The organism is Candidatus Hydrogenedentota bacterium (assembly GCA_018005585.1).
Lineage (GTDB): Bacteria > Hydrogenedentota > Hydrogenedentia > Hydrogenedentales > JAGMZX01 > JAGMZX01.
In genome coordinates, this window is the sequence record JAGMZX010000271.1 from 1 (window position 1) to 3,707 (window position 3,707).

Below are 3,707 nucleotides of genomic sequence, written 5' to 3' on the forward strand. Positions count from 1 at the left end.
GCGAAGGCGAGGGTGAAGGCGAAGGCGAAGGCGAGGGTTAAGGCCAAGGCGAGGGTGAAGGCGAAGGCGAGGGAGAAGGCGAAGGCGAAGGTGAGGGTGAAGGCGAAGGTGAGGGTGAAGGCGAAGGTGAGGGTGAAGGCGAAGGCGAAGGTGAGGGTGAAGGCGAAGGTGAAGGTGAAGGTGAAGGCGAGGAATGTGAAGACGGGTGGCATACGGCCGACCAGGACCACAACACGTTGGTCGCGCTGACCGAACTGCTGCGGGTCATCCAGTTCTACAACTCTGGCGGCTTCCAGTGCGCCGACGACCCGGGCAGCACGGAGGACGGCTATGTGCCGGGTCCGGGCGCAAACCATGACTGTTGTGCTCACGACAGCGATTATTTCCCCAGCGGACCGGACTGGGAGGTGAAACTGACGGAGTTGTTGCGGGTCATTCAATTCTACAATTCGGGCGGCTATCATTACTGTCCGGACGAGGACCCGCCCACCGAAGACGGCTTCTGCCCGGGACAAGCCGGGTAAGACATCGAGCATGCGTTCTTCTGAAGAGGGCGTGGCGGCACTTGCAGGGCTCGCTATGCCCTTGCCGTGCTGATTTCGCTGGACAACGACAGGAAGGACTGCTGTGAGACAAGCCGACACCCGAGCGCAACACGGACCTCAGGACAATCAAGAAAGCATGGATAATCCAGTAATGCTGCCATGTCTTGCGGAGATTGCGTAACGCGGTTCGTGTCGGACCACGCTCTGAATGCAAAAAGCCCCGAATTTGCTAGCGAAAAAACAGTAGGACTGATATAATACGAAGGGTTGGTATGAGGTCGAAGTGTTCACAACGGATGAGGGGTGTGTCGTATGTTATCCCAACTAGTTCGCTCCAATGGCATCAGGGTATTTGTGTTGTTTTTTGCCGCAGCGGCCGGGGCATTTTCTGCGCGGGCGGAATCGCCGGCCATCTCGGCGGAACTCGTGGATGACACGGTAAGGCCGGGCGACCCGAAGGCGGTGGAACCGGAACCTTGGGGGGCGAGCCGGTTGCCCGCGGACCGGTCGGTTTTCCAGCCTGTGCCGATGCCGGACCCGAAGCCCGTGCGCAGCGCCATACCTGAAACGCAGGTCACGGTCTACGACGTGGCGACGGGGGAAGCCACAATTCTGGACCTGCCGGCGGTCAAAGGGAGCAATGCTGCGCGCACCGAAGGCGACCCGGGCGTCGCCGGCGCTGATGGGCTCTCGGAAGATACGCTGAACATTATCAAGAACTTTTCGGACCTGACGCTCATTGGGACGCCTGAGACCGAGACTTGGCGTCCGAATTGCAAGCTGTTCATGACCTTTCCTGACGGGAACTACGTAGGTTCGGGCACGCTGATAGATCCCAAGCACGTCTTGACCGCGGGGCACTGCGTCCACGAGGGCAGCGGCGGCTCTTGGGCCATGGAGATCACCACCGTGCCGGGATATGAGAACGGCGTGGAGCCTTACGGAAACTCGACGGCAACGAACTATACAACCTGGGTAGCCTGGGCCAGCGACGGCGACTGGAACCACGACATGGCCGTGATCCAGTTGGACCGTCCCGTGGGCGCGATCACGGGTTGGCGCGGTTACGGGTATAACAACACGGATTCGTATTTCACATCGAACACTTTCCACAACGCGGGGTATCCCGCCGAATCCCCCTATGACGGGGAATACCTGTACTACTGGTACGGGCCGTTCGACGCGGTCACCGCGACATTGCTGACCATCGACCGGCTCGCTTACAAAGGCATGAGCGGCAGCGGCGCGTATTACTGGGACGGCGGCAGCAGCCGGACCGTGTACGGTGAACTGTCGCACCGCACCGGCTCGGTCAGCAACTATTGCCGCGTCACACAATCCAAGTACGACTACATAAACGGGAGCCTGATTCCCGGCCACAAACCGGATACGGGGGACCTGACCCCGTTGAATATGTACTGCGAACCGGAGACGGTCACCGCCGGCGACACGCTCACGACTTCCCGCTACAACGTGCTGAATTATTCGGATGGCAATCGCGACGGCGAAGTCTATGTAGACGTTTACCTCTCCCCGGATACGACAATATCGACCTCTGACACGCTGCTGCATGTCGAGGTGTTTTCCTACAACTTCCCCGCCGGGGGGTATGTGACGGTGAACAGCGTCCTGCCCACGATCCCTCTGGCTACGGCGCCCGGCGTGTATTACATCGGCATTATTCTGGATGTAACGGACGCCAACGACTGGAACAACGCGATGTCGCCGCAAGACGTGCGTCAGGTGGCCGTTCAGGCGCCGCCCTGCTCCGATGATGCATACGAAGACGATGACGATGCGGCCAGCGCTTCGCCACTGTCCAACGGTGTGCCGCAGTCGCACAGCATCTGCCCCGTAGGGGACAACGATTGGATGACGTTCACCCTTGGCGAGCCTTCCGATGTGGTGCTCGAAACCGCGGGCCCGGTTTCGGCGGACACCCGGCTCTGGTTGTATGACGCCACGGTCACACAAATCGGCTACGACGACGACAGCGGCGACGGTCTCTACTCGCGCCTCGCGATGCCGGGTCTCGCCGCAGGCGATTACTACGTCCAGGTGGACGAATTTGCCGACAACGCGGAGATCAATGAATACACGATTACCCTCACAGCGACCCCGTCGGGCGGCGAAGGCGAAGGAGAGGGCGAGGGAGAAGGCGAGGGAGAAGGCGAGGGAGAAGGCGAAGGCGAAGGTGAGGGTGAAGGGGAATTCGACGATTGCGACGCTTACATCAACTTCGATGAATTGACGGCCCCGTGCGGGTTCAGCGAAACGACACGCCTGACCGAGGAATATGCATACCTCGGCGTGCACTTCGCCGGGCCGGGCGGCAACGACGGCGGCGCAGTACTGAACGAGTGCGGCTCGTTTGGCGTCACCGGACATACGCCCCCCAACTTCCTGGCCTTCAACTCGACTTCGGGCATGAGCGACGGCGGCATTCCGCAGGGACCGGAGACGGTGACCTTCGATCAGCCCATCGTGTTCTTCGAGGCCGCGTTTGGCTCGTCGATGGCGGGCGAAGTCACGCTGACGGCGTATAACGCCGACGGCGCCTCTGTCGATGACACGACCTTGACGCTGGACCCGGCGCTGCAGCGCGTGGCCGTGATGGGCCGCGGCATTGCGCGCGTGGTATTCAATGCGACGGCCCAGTACTGGGTCGTCGATGATATCTGCATCATCCGCGAGGGTCTGGGCGAAGGCGTATTGGTCCTGTTCGACAGTTGCGGCGGCAGCGATGATTTCGTGACGCCCGCCCTGGCCAATCTCGGTTTCTCGAACGTGACCTTCGTCAATGGCCCGGGCGACTTTGAATTCGCCATTCGAACGGGTGTCTGGGACCTGGTCGTGCTGGACGAGTACAACTGGCCTCTTTCGACCGCGATTATGGATGCGCTCGCGCATTATTACTACTACGGCGGACGCATCATTTTCGCGTCGTGGGACCTGATGGGCTTTTCCGCGCACGACCTCTTGGCCATCATGGGCGTGACCTATGTGAGTTCGTACACCACGCCGGAACCTGTCTTTGCCTGGGTTCCCACGCCGCTTTTTGACACGCCCAACAGCGTGCCGGACCTCGGTTCGTTCGCCAACACGTGTAATACCGATGGCCATCGCGTCGAACCGACTACAGCAACGGCCGTAGCCGGGTAT

General features: G+C 60.7%; 3 protein-coding genes. 2 read left to right on the forward strand and 1 reads right to left on the reverse strand.

Annotated elements, in window-relative coordinates; translation table 11 throughout:
* The coding region (locus KA184_23590; protein MBP8132574.1) for a hypothetical protein at positions 1-230 on the reverse strand (230 nt) is incomplete at its 3' end.
* 6 nt (positions 231-236) lie between these two features.
* On the opposite strand from KA184_23590, the gene KA184_23595 reads away from it, so the two are divergent.
* Both KA184_23595 and KA184_23600 read left to right on the forward strand, forming a co-directional pair.
* Positions 237-524, forward strand: coding sequence for a hypothetical protein (locus KA184_23595; protein ID MBP8132575.1), 288 nt, complete (start codon positions 237-239; stop codon positions 522-524).
* Positions 525-857: 333 nt separating this feature from the next.
* A partial coding sequence (locus KA184_23600) for a trypsin-like serine protease (GenBank protein MBP8132576.1) occupies positions 858-3,707 on the forward strand: 2,850 nt, incomplete at its 3' end.